The 18787-nt window shown below is 34.3% G+C and carries 19 protein-coding genes and 1 other annotated feature; of the genes, 15 read left to right on the top strand and 4 right to left on the bottom strand.

Going from position 1 to position 18787, the window contains the following annotated elements:
* Positions 1–539 precede the first annotated feature (539 nt).
* Positions 540–1757 (top strand): radical SAM protein, encoded by a 1218-nt coding sequence (locus AB3H90_RS02265; RefSeq protein WP_368016094.1) that lies wholly within the window; start codon positions 540–542, stop codon positions 1755–1757.
* A gap of 14 nt (positions 1758–1771) precedes the next feature.
* Positions 1772–2047, top strand: a complete 276-nt coding sequence (locus AB3H90_RS02260; protein WP_010737768.1) for a hypothetical protein — start codon at positions 1772–1774, stop codon at positions 2045–2047.
* A 135-nt stretch (positions 2048–2182) separates the two neighbouring features.
* Here AB3H90_RS02260 and AB3H90_RS02255 read toward each other — a convergent pair whose 3' ends face one another.
* Entirely contained in the window at positions 2183–2410 is a 228-nt protein-coding gene (locus AB3H90_RS02255; RefSeq protein ID WP_368016093.1) for a branched-chain amino acid transport system II carrier protein, read from the bottom strand.
* A complete protein-coding gene (locus tag AB3H90_RS02250) occupies positions 2407–2898 on the bottom strand; it encodes a branched-chain amino acid transport system II carrier protein (protein WP_368016092.1) in 492 nt (163 codons plus the stop codon). The genes AB3H90_RS02255 and AB3H90_RS02250 overlap by 4 nt, the downstream gene beginning before the upstream one ends.
* Positions 2899–3034: 136 nt before the next feature.
* Positions 3035–3273 (bottom strand) — a binding site (T-box leader).
* 508 nt (positions 3274–3781) lie between these two features.
* Between AB3H90_RS02250 and AB3H90_RS02245 the strand changes: the two genes are divergently transcribed.
* The 7 genes from AB3H90_RS02245 (at position 3782) to AB3H90_RS02215 (ending at position 10053) form a co-directional block, all read left to right on the top strand.
* Positions 3782–4123 (top strand): LPXTG cell wall anchor domain-containing protein, encoded by a 342-nt coding sequence (locus AB3H90_RS02245; RefSeq protein ID WP_010737766.1) that lies wholly within the window; start codon positions 3782–3784, stop codon positions 4121–4123.
* The gene (locus AB3H90_RS02240) at positions 4089–4757 is read left to right on the top strand and encodes a WxL domain-containing protein (protein ID WP_368016091.1); all 669 of its coding nucleotides are present in this window, start codon (positions 4089–4091) and stop codon (positions 4755–4757) included. Before AB3H90_RS02245 ends, AB3H90_RS02240 begins: the two co-directional genes overlap by 35 nt.
* A gap of 17 nt (positions 4758–4774) precedes the next feature.
* Positions 4775–5485 (top strand): WxL domain-containing protein, encoded by a 711-nt coding sequence (locus tag AB3H90_RS02235; RefSeq protein ID WP_010737764.1) that lies wholly within the window; start codon positions 4775–4777, stop codon positions 5483–5485.
* Complete coding sequence (locus AB3H90_RS02230; protein ID WP_053766751.1) at positions 5482–6522, top strand: DUF916 and DUF3324 domain-containing protein; 1041 nt, start codon at positions 5482–5484, stop codon at positions 6520–6522. Before AB3H90_RS02235 ends, AB3H90_RS02230 begins: the two co-directional genes overlap by 4 nt.
* Before the next feature lie 8 nt (positions 6523–6530).
* Positions 6531–8288, top strand: coding sequence for a hypothetical protein (locus AB3H90_RS02225; RefSeq protein ID WP_368016090.1), 1758 nt, complete (start codon positions 6531–6533; stop codon positions 8286–8288).
* Between the two features lie 503 nt (positions 8289–8791).
* A complete protein-coding gene (locus AB3H90_RS02220) occupies positions 8792–9880 on the top strand; it encodes an ATP-binding protein (RefSeq protein WP_368016089.1) in 1089 nt (362 codons plus the stop codon).
* The gene (locus AB3H90_RS02215) at positions 9820–10053 is read left to right on the top strand and encodes a GHKL domain-containing protein (RefSeq protein ID WP_167537606.1); all 234 of its coding nucleotides are present in this window, start codon (positions 9820–9822) and stop codon (positions 10051–10053) included. Before AB3H90_RS02220 ends, AB3H90_RS02215 begins: the two co-directional genes overlap by 61 nt.
* Positions 10054–10111: 58 nt before the next feature.
* Here AB3H90_RS02215 and AB3H90_RS02210 read toward each other — a convergent pair whose 3' ends face one another.
* Entirely contained in the window at positions 10112–10339 is a 228-nt protein-coding gene (locus AB3H90_RS02210) for a LytTR family transcriptional regulator DNA-binding domain-containing protein (protein WP_240187590.1), read from the bottom strand.
* The gene (locus AB3H90_RS02205) at positions 10336–10869 is read right to left on the bottom strand and encodes a two-component system response regulator (RefSeq protein WP_240187589.1); all 534 of its coding nucleotides are present in this window, start codon (positions 10867–10869) and stop codon (positions 10336–10338) included. Before AB3H90_RS02205 ends, AB3H90_RS02210 begins: the two co-directional genes overlap by 4 nt.
* Positions 10870–11284: 415 nt before the next feature.
* Here AB3H90_RS02205 and AB3H90_RS02200 point away from each other — a divergent pair, with 415 nt between their 5' ends.
* From AB3H90_RS02200 to AB3H90_RS02175, 6 genes are all read left to right on the top strand, one after another.
* On the top strand, positions 11285–11968 hold the full coding sequence (locus AB3H90_RS02200) for a hypothetical protein (protein WP_010718903.1): 684 nt from the start codon (positions 11285–11287) through the stop codon (positions 11966–11968).
* On the top strand, positions 11961–13682 hold the full coding sequence (locus tag AB3H90_RS02195; RefSeq protein WP_240274111.1) for a histidine kinase: 1722 nt from the start codon (positions 11961–11963) through the stop codon (positions 13680–13682). The genes AB3H90_RS02200 and AB3H90_RS02195 overlap by 8 nt, the downstream gene beginning before the upstream one ends.
* A complete protein-coding gene (locus AB3H90_RS02190) occupies positions 13679–15196 on the top strand; it encodes a response regulator (RefSeq protein WP_368016088.1) in 1518 nt (505 codons plus the stop codon). The genes AB3H90_RS02195 and AB3H90_RS02190 overlap by 4 nt, the downstream gene beginning before the upstream one ends.
* Positions 15197–15422: 226 nt before the next feature.
* Complete coding sequence (locus AB3H90_RS02185) at positions 15423–16391, top strand: ABC transporter permease (protein ID WP_368016087.1); 969 nt, start codon at positions 15423–15425, stop codon at positions 16389–16391.
* 13 nt (positions 16392–16404) lie between these two features.
* On the top strand, positions 16405–17322 hold the full coding sequence (locus AB3H90_RS02180; RefSeq protein ID WP_080704589.1) for a carbohydrate ABC transporter permease: 918 nt from the start codon (positions 16405–16407) through the stop codon (positions 17320–17322).
* 16 nt (positions 17323–17338) lie between these two features.
* Entirely contained in the window at positions 17339–18778 is a 1440-nt protein-coding gene (locus tag AB3H90_RS02175) for an ABC transporter substrate-binding protein (RefSeq protein ID WP_368016086.1), read from the top strand.
* Positions 18779–18787 lie beyond the last annotated feature (9 nt).

Below are 18787 nucleotides of genomic sequence, written 5' to 3'. Positions count from 1 at the left end.
TAATAAAAATTTATGATCACTATGGAAATTTGAGGTGATGAAATAAAATAAAAACAAATTTACTTATAGATAGTAATGAATCCAATCAAATAAGTCAGAAGAACAAATCAACATGTCTTAGAAATTTTAACGTTATATAAAAGAAACGCATCAATTGTTTAATTTTTTTTATTTTATAACTAAGGTTTTAATAATTTTTCTCTCGAACCGTCATTGACAATATTTTCATTCAAAGTTTATACTATATTTAGGAAAAAAAATGAATATTATCGTGCTTTTTCCTAAAAGTTCAGAAAGGAGACTTGTTATGTTTACGAAACCTGTACTAAAAAAAATCTCTGGCAATGTTTTGTCCCCATGTTCTTGTGGGTTATTGATTGGTAACGGTTCTTAATCTAGTCTTCCGATGTCCATTTTTAATTGGAAAATAAAGTTGCCCTACAAAACTCCCCTGTTAAAAAGGCGACTTTATTTTCCTATTTAATATAGTCAAAATGTTATTATTCGTTTGTGATGCTAATAAAAGAGGTGAGTGATCTATGAAAATCAAGGAAAATTTATACGCTTATCCTTTTCTTGATGAAGTGATTCTCCATAATGTTCTAAGAAGCAGCTGGCTAGTGATTTCTAAAGAAGAGTTAGAGTTGGTGAAGCTACGAAAGTATTCAGCGTTATCCGAGTCTACGCAAAAAAAAATAAAAATCTTTCAGCTTCTATTAGATGAGCCATTAAAAGTAAAAAAAAATGAAGTCACCATTCCTGAAACCGCTTATTTGGCGTTGACACATCAATGTAATTTAAAATGTGTGTATTGTTACGCAGAAGCAGATATGACCAAGAACTATCCGGATCAATTGTCTTTTATTGAATGGTTCCAACTATTAGATCAATTAAAAGACTGTGGTGTAAAAAAAGTCATTTTTACTGGTGGAGAAATAGGACTGAATCATGATTCTTTAAAATATATCGATTATGCTTATCAACTAGGCTTATCGGTTGGTTTGATCACTAATGGAACCTTGATTGGAAAAAAAAGGAATGCACAATTCTTGGCAGATCGATGCGAATCAATGACCATCAGCTTGGATTCGATTGATAAAGAAGAAAATGACAAGAACCGTGGTAGAGGTTGTTATGAAATAGCAATGAGAGGTATCCGTAATCTTTTAGATATCGGTTTCCATAATATTTACGTTAATGCAACCGTTACCAACTATAACTTAAAATCAGTTGATCAAACGATTGAGTTTTTTAAAGAGAATGGAATCGCCTATAAATTAGGTGGATTTAGCGAATTAGGAAGAGGTAGTATGGCAGATATTTCATTATCTTTTGAAGAAAGAAAAGAAATCGAGTGCAAAGAAAAAAGTACTCAACGATCTGCATTTTTAAAGCCATTTACAATTAAAGAATCTTGTGGTTTGGGTTTGGGAGAGTTCGTTATCAATCCAGTTGGGGATATTTTTGCATGTAAATTATTGGAGACAGATGACTATAAATTAGGTAATATCAGAAAAAACAAATTAGCTGATATTTATAACCATAAAGAGATAGAATTGCTTGAATCTCAAAATATCCATCATTTATCTGGTTGTCAAACTTGTTCTTTTCGCTATTTATGCGGTGGTGGTTGTCGTGCGCAACATTATTATCATACCAATGATATTCATGGAGTGGATCGCTCTGAATGTCAATTATTGCAAGAGTTAATAAAAAATCAAATGTATCGTATCTGGAAACAGACAGAAATGACCTGAAGGAGCGTGATTAGGTGAGACTGAACGGCGAATTGGCCTATGAGAAATTAGGGAACGACCTCTATCTTTCCTTGAATGATGAAATCTATCTTTTAGATAATGAAGTATCGATCTATATATTTGAATTATTAAAAACAAATGTAGCACTTAGTCATGTAAAAGAAAAAGTATTAATACGATTTGCTGATTCTGGTGACTATTCTAATGAAGAAAAAGAAAAATATATCACAGAGTTTATCTCAGATCTGATTAACAATCAAATTCTCTTACAAGATCAGGTCAATCAATGAAAACTAGCAAAAGAACAATGCGTTTATCAAAAGATAATCAACATTGTTCTTTTTTGCTTCTTTCTTCTGGCTTCACTCAAATTATCAAATGAAGCGTCATATTTCGGTAAAACTTCTCTTTGTCCGTTACAAGATTCAATTAGATAGAGAAGGGTCTAACTCAGTTCTTTGTTTAAAAATTAAACAATACAGTACGCCTATGATAAAGCCACTGATTGCTGGCAGGATAAAACCAACACCACTGGAAGCAAATGGAATCGTATGAACATACCAATTGGTTAAATTTGTTGTCAAATGATTTTGAATAGGTAATGCTTTGATACCATCAAATAAAGCAGGTATGGCTGTAAAGATTGTCGTCAATTGATAAACGATTCTGCGATTAATGGATTTAAATATTTTCCAATGATTTTTAATAAATTTGATTCACGAGTTGATAAATAATAGGCTAAGCCAAAGAAAATAACCGAAAAGATAAATAAGCCAATCGTTGTATACTTTTCTGGTAAAATCATTCCTAAACTAAATTGATATCCTAATGCAGCAGTTCTGGGAGTGGCGAATAAAGGTCCTAAGGCCATATGGTTCATAATAAGAAATAAGGTACCATACCACGCAGCCACTGGTTTAGCAAAATCGTACAACCCGCTTGAGCGTGTTTTACTTAAGGCAATCAGTGCAGCTAAAGGTAATAAAGTAGAGGAGATCAAAAAACCAATCCCAGCAGATAACCAATGACTACCTGCAAGTTGACCTAAATGAGCAGGGAAAATAAGGTTACCTGCTCCAAAAAGCATTCCGAAAATGAGTGAAGCTAATAAAAATAATTTCTTTGTTGATAATTTTTCCATCATAAATAACTCCTTAATCGTTTAGTTAACATAAATGAAATGAAGCTAAACGTCTGACTCGTCTTTGTCTAAAAATTTGCATAAATCTTTTCCTTTCTTTGGTGAAAAACACAAAAAGCCCGTTGGAATAATTATTCCAACGGGCAATTGACATTGCGGTACCACCGTTTTTTTTTGTTTATGAATAAACAATCTCTTAGCGACTCACTAATAGTGAAGCGCATTATCCGATAACGGGGATCGCCGGCACAAACTTCTAACGTCACTTGTGCATCTCCAGAGTTACTTTCACAAATAATAGACCTACGATTTTCCACCAACCAATCGCTCTCTAAAATGCTTATTATTCGTTACTCTCTCTATCAATGATTTTTGTTCATTATAGAAGCAATGATGGACAGTGTCAAGACAAAAAAAGTAAAAAATTGAATTTTCTGTCAATAGATTTGGGTGAAACGTTCACCATTAATTTTTTTCTTTCTTCTTAATTACGGTCAATTTTTATTGCTGTAAGAGTCTTCGTTAAGGACAGAAGCGTAGTTAAGTGTCTACATAATAAATAGTGAAACGAATACTTAATGGCTTGAAAAATGTGGTGGAATATTCTTTGAGATTGTTAGAAACAGCCAACTATTGTTAGCAAAGTATTTATTTGACTGTCTCTACAACAATTTTGAAATTTGATCTATCACACCGATTTGTTATCAGTCAGTCGTTCGATTCATCTTTTAAGACAAAAAAAGCAAAAATTGCAAGGTTAAACGGTTTCAAACGCCTTTTTTTAGAATGAATATAAGTAAAATAGGATTTACCCAATTGAGCGAAGATTAAAAAAAGGAGGTTTTGTTACATTTGCTGTAAAGAGAAAGGTGAGGGTAAGTGGATGAGAAAGATGACGATTGTTTTCTTTTTGTTCCTTATTTTTTTGACCATTGAGGCATATACGCGAACAATGATTGTCTACGCTGAATCTGTACAAAGCACAGCGGGGATCCGCTTTGTACCAAATCCTTCAAATGCATCATCAGAAGATCTGGCAAAAGAGAAAGACGGGCAGACAAAAAGAATGATGCAAAGAAAGCTCCCAAAAACAATTGATCAGCAGAGTAGTTCTTTGATGATCTGTGGTGGACTCATTGTAACAGCAGCAGGAGGTTTCCTCTTACTGAGAAAAGGAAAGAAGGAAAAAAATGAAAAAAGTAGTTTTAACAATCGCACTATTTAGCACATTCGTTATTAGTGCGAAGGCAACAACCGTTTATGCAGAAATAGCCGATGATACTCATGGCACAAGTATCGCTAAAGTTGGGTTAGAGAAACAAGATGAAACGGATGAACCAACGGATCCAATTGATCCACCAGATGTACCAGGTACGTATATTCCAACAGGAAACACCGGTGCTTTACGTATTGACTATATCTCAAATATTGACTTCGGTACACAAAAAATCGCTAGTGAAACAAAAAACTATACAGCTGGGAATTCAGATGAATTTGTTGAAACACAAATATCTGATCTACGAGGAAATGGTGCAGGTTGGAACTTACAAGTTAGCTATGATAGTGAAAAAGCAGGATTTTATACTGAAAATGGTGTTGCGTTAGCTGGGGGTGAACTAAGCTTGCCAGCAGGGACAGCAAAAACGGTGACAGAGAATCAATCTCCGGCAGCTGAAACGGCAACGGTAACAGTAAATAAAGATGCACAAAATATTATGTTTGCTGCCGCAACAACCGGTCTAGGGACTTGGGAAGATCAGATGTCAGCAGAAGCTGTTTCATTAAAAGTACCTTCTGGTAACTTGGCAGGAACTTATTCTGCCACACTTGTTTGGACATTAACAGACGCACCAGCTTAATCTAAAGGAGAAGAAACATGAAAAAAAATATTCTAGCAACTACATTATTAAGTGTGTTAGCCATTAATACCATGAGTATGACCATCTATGCAGAAGAAATGAGTGATTCAGCAACTTCAACAGCAAAGATCACATTCGAAGGGAATGATACCCATTCCAACAAACCAGTGAATCCAGATAATCCAGATGATCCAATCGACAAACCAGACGAAGTAGATCCAGATGATCCTAACAATCATGGAACTGGCGATCAAGGACCACTTTCAATTGACTATGTGTCCAATATCAGTTTTGGTACACAAGAAATTTCACAAAATAAAAAAGTCTATGTCGCAGCAAATGCAAAACCATTTGTTCAAATTACAGATAAACGAGGAGTAGCTGGTGGCTGGTCACTAACTGCGACTGCTTCAAAATTTTCAGCAGCTGACAGCACTGAATTAAAAGGAGCAATCCTATCATTTGCGAATGGAGATACTCGAACGACTTCTGATAACATCAGCGGCAAACCTGATGCTTTTGATTTCACTTTTAACAATCATGAAGCTCAACCAGTTATGACGGCAAAAAGTCTGAATGGTCAGGGAACTTGGTTAGATGTATTTGAAGGAGAAGAAGGAAACAATACAAATGTTCAATTGACTGTTCCTGCTGGTTCTGCTCAAGCAAAAGAGTATACCGCAACGATTACTTGGACCCTTACTGCAGGTCCAACTGATGCACAATGATGCATAAACGTCATCATCGTTTTATTTGTTTAGTCACAGGCATCATCGGATTTTGGGGAATCCTTGGTGTCAATTCGCTCACCTCATATGCAGATTCAGCTGAATCTGCATATAGTGTAAGTGCAAATATACCTGAAGAACAAACAAATAAAGATGTATCTTATTTTGATTTAACTGAAGCACCAAATGAAACGCGCGACCTATCCATTCATTTATCCAATGTCGGAGAAAAAGAAAGTGTCTTTGAAATAGAGATCAACAATGCAGCGACCAACACAAACGGTGTGATCGATTATAATCAACGAACAGTTAAAAAGGATGCCTCTGCCAAATACCAAGTCAGTGATTGCTTAACCACTGATGCAAAGGAAGTAACAATTCCAGCTGGAGAAGCAAAAGACGTGCACTTTCAATTGAAAATGCCAAAAGAATCATTTGACGGGATTCTTTTAGGAGGTATCCATGTAACGAAAAAAGAGAACCAAAGTGAAAAAGTTTCTGGAACAGCGATTCGAAATAAGTATGCTTATGTTATTGGGGTTGAGCTTAGGAACAACAGTAAACCTGTCTCACCAGATTTGAAATTAATTTCTGTAAGAACTGGGTTACAAAATTCGTATGCAACGATTTTTGCACATTTACAAAATCCTACATCAACGATCATCAGTCAAGTTCATACGGAAGCGACGATCACTAAAAAAGGCTCATCAAAAGTGTTGTATACAGCAAACAAAGATCATATGTCGATCGCACCCAATACGAACTTTGATTTTCCGATCAGTGTCAACAAGAAGAAAATCGATCCGGGAACTTATATGTTAACAGTGGATGCGACAACAGAAAATAATCAAAAGAAATGGCATTTAGCAAAAACATTTACGATCAAACCAGAAAATGCCAAAAAAATCAATGATGAAGCAATTACAGAAGAAAAAGCAGAAGTATCTTATCTGCCGATGATCATTGGGATAGGCGGCTTACTATTAGGGATCATTGTGTTCTTAAGTTACAAACTGTTCCAACAAAAAGGTAGGTGAGGAAGGAAATGAAAAAGCAAAAAGTGAATAAAAAATTATTATTTCTAGTCGCCTATTTTGCTTTGTTCAGTCTCTTTCAGCTAGCCTTCTCTACTAAGTCAGTTGTTGCGGATTCATGGCCTGATGGACAATCAGAAGCTGACATCTATGGTGGACATATCCATGCTAAAATCACCTATGTAAAAGATGGGAATCCAAATTATACAGCGATTGGGGATACGATAACAGTTACAACAGTTTTAGAAAAAAAAGATGATACAAACCTTGAAGAAGAGTATAAGCAATCAACGTTAGTGACGGTTTTTCCTGATAAAGAGCAAGGGTTGGAATTATTAGGAGAACCCGAACTTGTTTATAAACATGGTGGTGTAACAGGTAACGGAAATTTGATGGCTCCATCTAAGGAAGTTGCCTATGACATCATAACGGCTTATAACTTTTATGGACATACAGAATTTGGAGATTCCAAGTCCTATGATGGGCGGATTACAGAAATATTGCCGCTCGCTTCAGACGGTATCTCTGATGGTCCTTATAGTGACAATTACTCGGTTTATCGATTATTGGAAAAAACGGGTGATTCAATGACGATCACCTATCGTGCCAAAGTCACAGAAAAAGCAGTCACTAAGGATAAATTTGTCTTGCGTGCATCTGTTTGGGATAGTATGAAAAAAGATATTGGATTTACTCATTTTTTATCTGCTGAAATGCCAAGCTTTCAATCAGAAAAGTTAGCCTTATCTTTTGATGATACGAGCAAAAATCTAGAATTAGATTCCGAGCAGATCACGCTAACAGGTAAATGGAGTGGTCCTTTGGACGATCTCACAGCTTACTTAACAATCAATGGGATGATAATGAACACTGATGAACTATTGTCTTGCTTCAAGAGTGATGGCACATTTCGTGTACCTGTTGACCTGAGTCAGCTACCATCAGTTTCAGAAGTGAATAATGTGACTTTGATGATCCAAAAAAGTAATGGTGAGTCAGCACAAGATTCAACGGTCTTAAGAATGACCAAACCTGCTTCACCTCCTACGATTGAACTGGCAAATAATCTTGCTAATCAAACGCTCGTTCTTTACCCGGGGGATCAAGGGTTTACTTTGAGTGGCAAGTGGAAAGCCGATAGTGGTTCGTGGATCAATATTTACTATAAGTTAAATGGTGTTGAAAAAAAGCTGAATGATTCAGATTCGATTGCGAATACACAACCTGGAAATATGGTTGATTTTTCAAAGAATTTCACACTTGCAGACTTAGCAGCAGGAGAAAATCAATTTGAAGTTTATGTTAAAAATGAAAAACAACAACAATCAAATATTGAAACATTTAAGGTGATCAAAGAAGCGGGGGTTGTGAGATTTGTAAACGTACCAGATCTTCTGACTTTCATGTCAATCCCCGTTGCTAGTCATACGATTCAAACAAATTTGACACAGGCAGCCAATCTTTTAGTAGAAGATACAACTGGAAAACCGATGAATTGGAAACTTAATGTGTCACAAACTGAAGAGTTTAAAGATGGTAAACAAGTATTACCAGCCACTCTTTTTTATCAAAATGGTGATACGGCACAAGTCATCGAAAAAGAACATCCGATCACACTTCCTATGACTGAAGTAACAACTAATAATAATGTCCGGAATTACAGCATTCTACAAAATTCAGAAAACTATTTTTATCTAAATGTGCAACCCGGTGGATATGCTGGGGAATATTCATCACAGGTGGAATGGACAATTGTCAATGCCCCTTAGTTATTTTTATTGATAAAATATAGTGGAACTGGTTAACAGGGATATTCAAATGATTGAAATCCAGATTTTTAATATTGAAATTAGAGAAATAAGCCAAAGATAGCCAAAATTACTTTTTGTATTTAAGCTATCTTTGGCTTATTTTTTGTATTGTTTTATTAAGGATGGTGCAAATGCTGATCAAAGAAGACTGTTCATTGATTGAAATAGTTTGGATAGTTCTATGCTACTAAAAAAAGATGAATAAATGAAACTTGGATTTCCATCTAATCGAGAAGGTTAAGGTAACGTGAGATTCAGTTTTACAGATAAGCTCTAAGGTGGTTAAATAAAAATTAAATTTTTCAAATATTCTAAATATGCTTGCGATTTTTCTAGTATTTTTTATTATTCATGTTATCTTATAACAGTAATGTTATTGGTTGTCAAAAGGGGAGGCACCAATTAATGAAAAAGTGGTATGTTTGAAAATGATAAACTGGTTTGCTTAGGGGGATGGGTTAATGGAAGTGATTATTTATATTATAGTGGTTCATCTTAATTTTGCACTGATAGGTCTCATTTTATTTGCAAAAAAAAGGATTTTTATGGATTGCTTCATTCGTTTGGGATTAACGCTACTTAATATATGGCTGATTGAATGGACGCCAGTATTTTTGGTTTTACTTTATTTTTATAATGGAAAATATATTTTTCAGGAAACAAGAAATCTATTTATTGTTTTTTTATTAAATACTTTTTGTGTAAATTTTATCGGCATTTCTGTTTTTTTGACAATTGAAGTGCCACGATTTTTAGAAAATTATGACTTATTAGCGAATGCGATCCTAGAAATTTTGCTTTTAGTGGTAATCCTAATTGTAATGAAAGAATTAGATAAAAAGTTTCGAATTAGTAATTATCTATACGCATATAAAAAAAATCGTCTGTTTTCGACATTTTTGATTATATGTATGTTCATGTCACTTTTGTGGTATCATTTGCTTTTTTCGATGGATTCATTGGATTTCCTTTTAACCTCTTTTATTTTAGTTGCTAGTAATTCCTTTTATGGACTACTTATGCTTTTGATTTTATTGAATGAGAAAAAGGAAGAATACTATCAGATCTATTTGGAAAGCATGAAAAAAAATGAAGAATATTATCAAAAGCTAGAAGAATTTCGTCATGATTATAAAAATTATGTTGGTGTGATGGAAGATCTTGTACAGAATAAACAAATTCATAACGAAATAGAGGCCATCGTAGGGGAAGAAAAAGAGTTTTTTGAAACGCAACTCAACGATGCTTTACACATGAAGTTACAAAAAATTTATGATCCACTGTTACAAGGAGTTTTTGTCAAATTTGTTAAGCGGGCAGAAGAGCTTCGGATACCTTATAAAATCCAAGTTAATCATATCATACCCAAGCTTTCAATGAATTCCTATGACATGATTCGCTTATTTACAAATATTATCGAAAATGCGTTTGTTCATTATGATCAAACGATGGCGAAAGAAAAAAAGAAATCACGATCATCGTTGAACATTTGTGGGATTGTTTTTATTTTGAATTTAGTAATCCCAGCAAAAACACTGGAAAAAATCTAACTGAATTGTTTCAAAAAGGAACAACTAGTCAGAAAAGTAGTAAGGGAATTGGGTTATACAGTGTCAAAAAAATCGTAGAAGAGAATGAGAATCTTGCATTGAATTTAAAGTATGACAAACAAGAGCAACGTTTTTACTGTATCTTAACTTTGAAAAAAGAAACAGTCCATTAAAAAAAGCCACTCGCCTATTTACTGAATAGGTAGGTGGCTTTTTGTTGTACGTATAGGACTAATGAACCAAATGATTTTCATTTTTCAGATGTTCCATAAAATCCACTAATTTTTTTATGCTTCGACGGCTAAGGATCAAGGTATCATCATTTTTAAACACAATTTCATTGTTTTTTTTATCTACTAATTTAATGTTAGCTGGATTGATGGAGTAACTCTTCAAATCATTGAAAAAATGAAAGTTTTGAAACGTTTGTTTTAGTTCTTCAATTTTTCCATGAATCAAAAAAATTCTGTTTGACAGAAAAATTCAATAGTCGAACGAGAACCTGTGATCTTACTTAAGTAATTGACTTCTTTAGGGTCGATTAAATAGATTTTAGAAAGTGATTCGATTTTAATGAGTTTACTTTGTCCTTGTTGCAAATTCGAATGGTTGAACAATAATTCTTCCAAGCCATTTACAGCTTCCATGATGTCTTTTTTACTATAGTATTTATCTGCTCGAATATTTTGATTGATAATCTCCATCCCTTTAGTTGTGTCATTCGTCAAAAACAGGATGTAACAAGAATGATTTCTCTGACGAATTTTTTTGCTAAAATCAATCCCAGAATGAAAACGGTTCAATTCGATATCAACAATAAAAATATCTGAGTCTTGGATAGGCATAAAATCAAGGTCAGCATAGAATTTTTCTAATTGAGAAGGCAAGGGGATGGTTAACGAAATTGCTGCTAAATTAGCACTACGATTATATTGTTTACGAAATTCTTCTTGATGGAATACATTATCTTCAATATAGTACACTTTCACACACATCACCTCCAACTTTCAATCGTTCTTAGTATAGCAAGAATCAATGTGTGGATAAAGAGAATAAAAGAATAAATTATTAGACTTTTTTTATTTAATATTTAAATAATTGAAAGGAAATATAGATGTTGAAGTAAAATTTGAACGAAAGAGTCAGAGAGAAAACGGTTATTTTGGAAGTCTAAAAATCATCTGGAAATAGTCTACAGACAAAAGCTGGGATATCTTTTTTAAAAGTTGAACCAATGCGTACTGTTTTGTTCGTAAAAAGAAAGAACATCCTATATTAGTTGGTCATATGAAGAAAAGCAAGAATGAGCAAAGAGAAAAATTAATTGAAATAGCCGTTACAAGAAAACGCTTTTATGTTAAGGTAGATACGTAAAATAGTACATTGGTTAGGGAGGGTATTCAAATGACAAGGGAAGAAAAAATATATGATGTAGCATCACAGATCATTTATGTAGTCATAAACAATCTTTTTTTTATTGTTGTAAATTTACCGCTGTTCAGTTACCTTTATTTGATGATTTATCAAGGAGTTACTTTATATCTAATCTTAATGGGTCTCTTTATGATTCTGTTTGCTATTTCATTGATCGCACTATTTGAATCGCTGTATCAGTTTATTATTAAGAAACAGGAAAGCAATCTCCGATTTTTTTGGCGGAGCATCGCTAAGGCATGTTCTTGGGATAGTTTACCTGTCTATTTGCTCATCAGTTTGATTGCTTCAATAGGATTTCTCTTTTTTATGGTTGAACTTTCTCCAATTTTTTCTATATTTGTTATTATTTATGCTATTTTAGCGGTCTACGGGATGTTGATCCTTCCTTTTGCTATCATGGAAACGATCCTTTTCCAAAACACCTTTTTAAAAACGTTGTTGAATGCGATGATTTTATCTTTTCAAAAATGGCAATTACAGCTTTTTACGATTGCCTATCTGTTATTTGTTCTTTTATTGTTTCCACGCTCGCCAGCTATCTTCTTTTTTGTCGGTTTTAGTGGCTACTGCTACTTGTTTTTAACTTTTTATGCACCATTTTTACAAACTCGGATAGCGAGTATTAAGGGATTGGATCAGAGAAATGACTAAAAGCATAACGAGGATTAAACATAACCTTTTGAAACACGCTTTTTATCGTTACATGTTGTGGATGAGCGTTAGTTTATTAGTGTTATTCTTTATTATTTATCTCATCACAGTTTCTTTCCATCAAAAAAGAGATGAAAATCTAAAGGAAATCAACTTAAATTTTTATACAGAAATTATGATGATGAAAAATGCAACAGATAATATGCTGGCGCTTTTGTATGCGGAACAACCTGATTTGGAAGATTTGAGGCAAATTACTAATTTATCACTCGCAGAATACTACGAATACAAAACGACTACTTACATGAAACATGCCGGTTCAAAGTATAATGGAACCCAAAATTTTGTTAATCAGTCCTTTAAAATGAATGATTATTTGTCAACTGTAGTTATTTATCATGCGCAGACGAAACGTAGCGTAGTCTTTCATAAAGATCAGACAACCACGATGAAAAAAGTGGATGAATTTCATCTAGCAGACCCAAACGATATCGAAAAGACAAAAAAGCAAATTTTTAAGATAAATAAGAATAGAAATCTGATTGGATTTCACAAAGAATTACATAAAGAAACAGATTTAAGTTACGCAGCAGATGTCTATTTTTATTATGATATTTCTCCATTATTTGAAAAGATTCATTATCAAGTGTTAAGAAACAACGGCAATATTCAAGTTTTCTACAAAAACAACCCTATTCCACCGGAGATAAAACCAAAATATGTTCTAGACCAACGTCAAGCAGAACATTACGTGGTTACAGCCACGACAAAGTATGCCAATGTTTTTACAGAATATTCTTTGATCTATACTGTCTACTCTTTTTTTGCCATCCTTGTGTTTTTAGGTTTTTTCCCATTTCTATTTCAGTATTTGCAAAAAATAGAGGGAAGACTCTCTCAACTAACTCAAAAAATTACCAAAGTAAAAACAGGGAATTTTGACCCTGAAAAGTTCGCTCAATCAGACGACTATAAAAGTGATGATGCGATTTCTTTGATCTCTTCTAGTATTGATGAATTAGCGTATCAGTTAAATGACCAGATTCATCAAGTTTATAAAAGTAAGATTAAACAAAAGGATTATCAGATCCAAAGTATTCGGTCCCAGATCAATCCACACTTTCTTTACAATACGTTAGAAGCAATTCGAATGAAAGCAGAACTAAATGAAGATCACGCAGTGGCAGGAATGCTCTTAAATGCTGCAACATTATACCGTAAATTGATCAAGGGGAAAGATGTCATTTGTTTAGCGGAAGAATTGGAATATTGTGATGCTTATCTTAGTCTTTTTGAAATACGTTTTGAAGATGCCCTATTTTATGATATCGTTTGTGATCCAAGTCTTGAATCTTTGCTGATTGAGAAATTTACGATCCAACCAATCATCGAAAATTTTATTCATCACGGGATTGATTCGCAACGCCAGGATAATTTCATCGAGATCCATTGTTTTGAAAAGGATGATCGGTTGTACATTGAAGTAGTAAATAACGGAAAGCCAATTCCAAAAGTAGAAAAACAAAGAATCCAAAAACAACTTGCTCAAAACAGCCATGATCTGGAGATGACTGCCCCTACTGGCTTATTTGGGGTAGATTATCGAATCAAACAACGCTTTGGTCATCAGTATGGCGTAACATTTACTACGCAAGAAGATTATGTGAAATTTCAAATCACCATGCCTAAAAAAAGAGGAGGGGAGATCGTGTGAATGTTTTACTAGTTGATGATGAACAGTTAATCACAGAAGGAATTGAGAAACTGCTAAAAAAAACAACCGGTAACACAAAAAATTTCACGACATTTAAAACAACTTCCGGTATTGAAGCATTGAAAATCCTAAATGAGGTAGCTATTGATATTTTATTAACAGATATCAGAATGCCTGATATTGATGGATTGGCACTTGCTAAAAAGGCACGTTGTGTACAAAAACAAATAAAAATCATCTTTATCAGTAGTTATGATGATTTTAGTTATCTGAAACAAGCCATTCTCATTGGAAGCAGTGATTATCTTTTAAAACCAGTCGATCCTATTGAGTTAGCCACTACTTTTGGGAAGTTGACAAGAGAAATAAAAGAAGAAAAACTCTTTCAGCATTTGAAGAACAATCAACAGATTGATGTGTTTCGTGTCAATTTGTTGCGGAAATTGCTGCATCAAGAAATTTCGTCAACGGAATTAGCAAAATGGCAGGACATCCTTGAACCAATCACGGATTGGCAAAATTATACCATCACTTACCTAGAAGGTGCTTTTTATAATGATAAACTTTTTGAACGTGTTTCTGAGCAGTTATCGGTATTATTCGTCCAACCTTATAGCCTTTTATTGGAACCGAATAAACTTCTTTTGTTTTTTTCTCCTAAAGAAGAACAACATTATCGGTTAAGTATTCAATATTTATGTGAGACATTTGATTTATTTGCGGTCATCGGTAGTGGCTGCCATTCATTAATTGAGATCACGCATTCTTATCGAAGTATTGAACCATTTATGGAAAGTAAAAATATCTTGGAAAACCCATTAGTCATTGATCTATTTCCTAAAACTACATTGATCAACGAATACCAACTAACGCAGAAAATTTATTTTAAAAGTTTAGCTTATCTTGAAAACCAATCGATTGAAGCATTCCAACAATTAGCTATTGCCAATATTGATCAATGGAAAGACCATCCGATTCAGTCGTTAGTATGTCATTACTTGCTGATCGCACTTCACAAAGGGATTGCTACTCTGGAAAAACAAGAACAAGCTTATCAAGAGTTACAACCATTGCTCTACACATTAAAGACAGCAGACAAATCAGTTTTTAAGAAAAAGATAGGTACGATCTGTTCAAAACTGACTGAAATAAGTTGTACCACAAAAAGTCATTCTCCAGTGATTGACCAAATCTTATATCTAGTCAATCAGGATTTCACGAAACGCTACTCTTTAAAATCATTAGCTGAGCGGTTTCATATGAATCCAGCCTATCTTGGACAGCTTTTTTTAAAAGAATTGAATATGAGTTTTAGTGAATATGATAAAAAAATTCGTATGAGAGAAGCCAATCAGCGAATCAAAGAGAGTACGGAAAGAATTACTGTGATCGCAAAAGCCTTAGGATATGATGATATCAGTTTATTTTATCGTCATTATAAAAAAGAATACGGAATAACCCCCAATAAAGCACGCAAGTTCGAAAATGAAAGAGAGCCGTTGAACCTAAAATGAAAAATCATTCTTTTATCATTTTTTATGACTAAGAAAGGTGTTGCAAAACCAATAATGAAATCATGAATCATTTTTCGAGAAGAGTGATATTCCAGACTCTTCTTTTTTGTGTCTTTATTACACACAAAAAATATTGTCTATAATTTTGCCAATAAATCTATAAAATCGCAAATTGAGAAAGCGCTTTATTTACTTTATGATAAACATAGATAAGGAGTTGAACAGGATGGAAGAAAATTTAGCAGCAACATTTGTCAAAAAGAAGCAGGAAAATCGTGTGTTAAAAACATTTAAAAAAAACCGACCTTTATTTTTCCTTTCTTTACCAGGAATCATTTGGTTTGCGATATTTTCCTATTTTCCACTTTTTGCGATTTTAGTGGCGTTTAAAGATTTTCGATTAAGTGGTAATTTTTTTGAGAGTTTTATGAAGAGTGATTGGGTCGCTTTTAAAAACTTTGAATTTATTTTTAAAAGTGGGAATGCTAGCCTGATTATTCGCAACACGGTTGGTTATAATGTGCTGTTCATTGTTATGGGAATCATCGTGCCATTGATCCTTGCATTATTGTTAAATGAAATTTTCAGTAAGCGACTATCAAAATTGTATCAAAGTGTCATGTTTATTCCTTACTTTCTTTCGATGGTCGTTGTCAGTTATATCGTATTTGCATTTTTGGACCCGACAAATGGGTTTATCAATCAGTTTTTGATAAGTATTGGGAAAGAGCCGATCCAATTTTATATGCAAGCAAAGTATTGGCCTTATATTTTAGTCGTTGTACAAATGTGGAAAACGATGGGCTACAATATGATTATTTTTTTAGCCGCAATATGCGGGTTTGATAAATCTTATTACGAAGCAGCTATTCTTGATGGAGCAACAAAATTCCAACAAATCTGGTATGTCACGATTCCTATGTTGAAACCGGTGATCATTATGTTGACGATTTTAGCAGTAGGGGGGATCTTTCGGACAGACTTCGGATTGTTTTATCAAGTGCCAAAAGATTCAGGGGCGCTTATCAATGTGACACAAACCATTGACACTTATATCTATCGCGGATTGTCGTCTATGGGAGATATCGGTTTATCGGCTGCTGGTGGACTGTTGCAGTCAGTAGTTGGCTTCTTTTTAGTGTTAGGAACCAACATGATCGTCAAAAAAATCGATAAAACACAAGGAATCTTTTAAGGGAGGAAAAAGAGTGGAAGCAAAAAAAACACTAGGTGAATCTTTGAACCGATTTGGACGAATCAGTAAAAAAAATAACCTTTTGATTAGTCTGGGTTTAGGGATATTGACCTTTTTAACTGCTGTTCCTTTTATTTTAGTTTGTATTATCGCCTTTACTGATTCAGAATCGATCCAACGAAACGGGTACCGACTGCTACCTGAAAAATGGAGCCTAGCAGCTTTTCAAGCAATTTTTGAAGAAGGAGCGATTTTTTCCGCTTTCGGTACAACGATTTTCATTACGATCATTGGGACCGTCATCGGTGTGTTTTTAATGTCGACCTTTGCGTATACCCTTTCTCGAAAGACTTACGCTTATCGAGGGTTTTTATCAAGGTATTCTTTGATACCCATGTTGTTTAGCGGTGGGATGATTGGTAATTACATTGTGATTGTGAATGTTTTAGGGTTGAGGAACTCTATCTGGGCATTGATTTTACCTTTGTGTATGTCCACGTTTTCAATCATGGTTTTGAAAACGTTTTATCAAATGTCTGTCCCAGAAGCATTGATTGAATCAGCATATATCGATGGTGCCAGTGAGTGGTTGATTTATTTTAAAATCGTACTCCCGTTATCGTTACCAGGTATCGCAACCATTGCCTTATTTTTAACCTTAGGCTATTGGAATGATTGGTTTTCAGCATTACTTTATACCGATAATAATCAATTGGTACCGTTACAGTATTTGTTGATGAAGATGGAGAATAATATTGAATTTATTGCAAACAATGCTGGAAAAATGGGGATGACCCAAACCGGTGCTTTACCCACTGAAACGATCAAAATGGCGGTGGTAGTAGTAGCTACTTTACCGATCTTGATTGCATATCCTTTTTTTCAAAAATATTTTATTGGTGGTTTAACTGTTGGCGCAGTGAAAGAATAGTATAGGAGGAAAAATAATGAAAAAATTTGTATTGCTAGGAGCTGCATTATTAGCAGGAGGTCTTTTAACAGGATGTTCAAGTAACAAAACCAGTAATGCGAGTGAGTCTGGTACGGTGGATCTTACTTGGTACATAACGGGTATTCCACAAAAAGATGTGGCAAAAGTGAATGAGGCGGTCAATAAGTATACAAAGGACAAATATAATGTCACAGTGTCTCTTAATCAAATTGACTGGGGTGAATATGACCAAAAGATGAGCGCACTGGTCAATGCCGGAGAAAGCTTTGATCTCGCATTTACTGCTTCTTGGCTAGGAGGATTTAATTATTTAACCAATGCTCGAAAGGGCGCATTGTACGATATCACAGAATTACTTGATAATGAAAACCAAGGATTAAAAGCTGAAATCTACGAGAATTTTTGGAAAGGTTCCACCATTGATGGAAAGATATATGGGGTACCAGCGCAAAAAGAAATCGCTGCTACGGAATATTTTGTCTTCATTAAAGAACTAGTTGATAAATATGATGTTCCGTATGAATCAATCAAAACCTATGATGAACTTGAACCATGGCTCAAAACGATTAAGGAAAAAGAAGGAATCAATCCTTGGTACATGTCTGAAGGTTACCGAAACCCTTATAAATTCGATGAATTATCAACATCCGTTGGGATCAACCTTGAAGGAGATGAAGGGAAGATCGTCAATTATTATTTTGAGAAACCATACGTTGAACGGGTTGAAAAAGTGAGAGATTTTATGAAAAAAGGCTATGTCAATAAAGATGCAGCACTGGCAAAACAAACCGATATTGTTGGGAAAGAATGGTTTGTTACTTCAATCGTGATGGGACCACTTGATACAGCAACAGTCAAAGACCAAGTGAAAAAAGATGTAGTGGTAACGCCTATGGTAGATTCAATTGTGACGAATGCTTCAGCAATGGGTGGCGGTACGGTGATCAGTGCGAACTCGAAACATCCAAAAGAAGCGATGAAGCTATTAGAAGCTGTAAATACCGACGAAAAATTGATGAATCTCTTATCCTATGGTATTGAAGGAACACATTATGAAAAAACTGGGGAGAAGACAATCAAATGGTTAGATGCTCATAGCAATTATACGATGCCATTTTATATGTTTGGGAATTACTTCAATCTTTATCACCAAGAAGGTGCACCAACAGACGAATGGGAAGTGTTGAAATCTTATAATGAGCAAGCAGAAGCATCCCCAGCACTTGGATTCAACTTTGACACGAAAGCTGTGACAACGCAACTTGCTGCTTTGAATAACGTACAAGAAGAATTTAAAGCATTGATCAACACTGGCTCAGTTGAAACACAAGAGAATTTGAATAATATGAAGAAAAAAATGAATGCGGCTGGACTAGATGAAATTATCACGGAAATGCAAACACAATATGATAGTTGGAAAAAAGAACAAAAATAATACAGATAG

This window comes from Enterococcus sp. C63 (assembly GCF_040887215.1).
Lineage (GTDB): Bacteria > Bacillota > Bacilli > Lactobacillales > Enterococcaceae > Enterococcus_B > Enterococcus_B hirae.
The sequence above is the reverse complement of the archived record's forward strand: the minus strand, read 5'-3'. Positions and strand labels throughout refer to the sequence as shown.

What these genes read in the sequence shown, in the direction of transcription:
- AB3H90_RS02265 (WP_368016094.1), top strand. Translation starts at nt 540, where the DNA reads ATGAAAATCAAGGAAAATTTATACGCTTATCCTTTTCTTGATGAAGTG.
- AB3H90_RS02250 (WP_368016092.1), bottom strand. Translation starts at nt 2,898, where the DNA reads ATGGAAAAATTATCAACAAAGAAATTATTTTTATTAGCTTCACTCATT.
- AB3H90_RS02245 (WP_010737766.1), top strand. Translation starts at nt 3,782, where the DNA reads ATGAGAAAGATGACGATTGTTTTCTTTTTGTTCCTTATTTTTTTGACC.
- AB3H90_RS02240 (WP_368016091.1), top strand. Translation starts at nt 4,089, where the DNA reads ATGAAAAAAGTAGTTTTAACAATCGCACTATTTAGCACATTCGTTATT.
- AB3H90_RS02235 (WP_010737764.1), top strand. Translation starts at nt 4,775, where the DNA reads ATGAAAAAAAATATTCTAGCAACTACATTATTAAGTGTGTTAGCCATT.
- AB3H90_RS02230 (WP_053766751.1), top strand. Translation starts at nt 5,482, where the DNA reads ATGATGCATAAACGTCATCATCGTTTTATTTGTTTAGTCACAGGCATC.
- AB3H90_RS02225 (WP_368016090.1), top strand. Translation starts at nt 6,531, where the DNA reads ATGAAAAAGCAAAAAGTGAATAAAAAATTATTATTTCTAGTCGCCTAT.
- AB3H90_RS02220 (WP_368016089.1), top strand. Translation starts at nt 8,792, where the DNA reads ATGGAAGTGATTATTTATATTATAGTGGTTCATCTTAATTTTGCACTG.
- AB3H90_RS02200 (WP_010718903.1), top strand. Translation starts at nt 11,285, where the DNA reads ATGACAAGGGAAGAAAAAATATATGATGTAGCATCACAGATCATTTAT.
- AB3H90_RS02195 (WP_240274111.1), top strand. Translation starts at nt 11,961, where the DNA reads ATGACTAAAAGCATAACGAGGATTAAACATAACCTTTTGAAACACGCT.
- AB3H90_RS02185 (WP_368016087.1), top strand. Translation starts at nt 15,423, where the DNA reads ATGGAAGAAAATTTAGCAGCAACATTTGTCAAAAAGAAGCAGGAAAAT.
- AB3H90_RS02175 (WP_368016086.1), top strand. Translation starts at nt 17,339, where the DNA reads ATGAAAAAATTTGTATTGCTAGGAGCTGCATTATTAGCAGGAGGTCTT.